This window comes from Streptococcus sp. 4886, assembly GCF_013276485.1.
Lineage (GTDB): Bacteria > Bacillota > Bacilli > Lactobacillales > Streptococcaceae > Streptococcus.
The window spans coordinates 627-882 of the sequence record NZ_VMLD01000040.1; the positions used below are offsets into that span (position 1 = coordinate 627).

The following is a 256-nucleotide window of genomic DNA, read 5'->3' on the forward strand; positions in this document are numbered from 1 at the left end:
TTGAAACAAAGGCTATTCCAATCGAAACAGAGTATGAAGCAGATCCAACTCTTGTTAAAGGGGAAAAGAAAGATGATCCAACTCGTCCAGGTAAGGTAGGAACTGAAACCATTACGACTACTTATAAAATCGAAGGTGGTAAGGCAGTAGAAGATAAGAAGACCAGTGAAGTAACAACTGCGATGGTTAAGAAAGTTGTTAAAGTTGGAACAAAGCCGACTGAAACAACTGAACTTACAACTTCTACGGAAGTGAG

General features: G+C 39.5%; 1 protein-coding gene. It reads left to right on the plus strand.

Features of this window, described 5'->3' with window-relative positions; genetic code table 11:
- Positions 1 to 256, plus strand: a 256-nt coding sequence (locus tag HT679_RS11680; RefSeq protein WP_173214603.1) for a G5 domain-containing protein, incomplete at both ends; no start/stop codon positions are given.